The following is a 1,252-nucleotide window of genomic DNA, read 5'->3' as shown; positions in this document are numbered from 1 at the left end:
AGAGCGGGTAGGAAGAGCGGACGTGGGGCTAGCGGACATATTAACCAGGTGTCAAAGCAATGCGGTAATGTAGACGTTTATTATGGCACGTAATTAAAGTTTTTTCCCCTCCTGGAATCTCCATGTCTATGTTTGCTCTTTGTAGCCGTGGAAAAGTGCACTCACACGGCACCAGCTGCGAAGCTTTTGCCCCATCGGCAGTTTTTTGAACCATGGAGGCCATCACCCCTTTTCTACCTTCAGAAGAGCTTACAACTGCCCTCCAAGCTCCACAGCTCCGCTCATGGCTGGTCGAGCATCCACCACCCTGCTGGGAAGGCAATCAGTTTGTTCAGGACCCAACTCCTGCCACCGCGCTGTCCCTTTCAAAGTACCTATGCCATAATGGTACAAAACCAAACCGTGGGCTTCTAGACTGGATTCGGCAGGCTGAAGGAGCAGGAATTGCTCTTTTCGCTCCGTACCAACTCCAACGACTCGAGCCCCCCATCGACTGCACAACACGCGTTTTGTTGCTGGAGATCGAGGATGCAGTACATGGAAGAGAGCTCGGCGAAGCCTCTGAAGCGTTATTGGATCGAATGAGCCTTGAATTGCAGTTTTCGACAAAGCTGCCCCTGACAGCGGAGAGGGTGAACAAGTACGATGATCAGCGCCTGCGAGTGGAAGTGAAACTTGCCACCGATGCCGCTCTACCAACTAGCAAGCAATGGCTGGCGACGCTGCAGCGCATCCTCTCTGCAAGAGTTGGATGCTCAGTCTCGGCCGTGGCCTGCTCACTGCAGGAGATCACTCAGGAGACCCTGGCCATTGATATTGATGGCGCCGAGGATTTCCAACTTGGTGATGCTGGTGCGTCAGAGCTTGCTACGAAGATGCCACCAAATCTCAAAGTCTTAGTGCTCAAGAGTAACGTCACCTTACGCTAATCAGCTAGACAATGGGATAGGCCCCAGAGGATGTACTCAGCTTTGCTCTGCTTTACCAGCAGGAGTTTTGGTGCTCCACATGGGGAACACAAGTTTTACAAAACGTAAGGATTGCATCAGATTGGTCCTTGGAGAGCAAGGGTTTGATCCCCTGAGTAGCAAGATAGATGAGGTTGGTTTTCGGTGTAGTGCGTGTAATGTGTGTTTTGTAAGCGTTTTCTACTTTGACTGAGCTTGCAGGGAATAGGATTGGCGCAGAAGGTGCAGCGGCACTTGCAAAAGGTCTTCCACCTAATTTGATGTCACTTGATCTCCGCCGTAAG

The 1,252-nt window shown here is 51.4% G+C and carries 1 protein-coding gene; it reads left to right on the top strand.

Translation table 11 applies throughout. From position 1 onward, the window contains the following. The first annotated feature begins 212 nt into the window (after positions 1-212). The gene (locus V6D20_15060; protein ID HEY9817099.1) at positions 213-929 is read left to right on the top strand and encodes a hypothetical protein; all 717 of its coding nucleotides are present in this window, start codon (positions 213-215) and stop codon (positions 927-929) included. The last annotated feature ends 323 nt before the right edge of the window (positions 930-1,252 follow it).

This window comes from Candidatus Obscuribacterales bacterium, from assembly GCA_036703605.1.
Lineage (GTDB): Bacteria > Cyanobacteriota > Cyanobacteriia > RECH01 > RECH01 > RECH01.
Note: the sequence above shows the minus strand (reverse complement) of the source record. Positions and strands in the feature narration are given on the sequence as shown.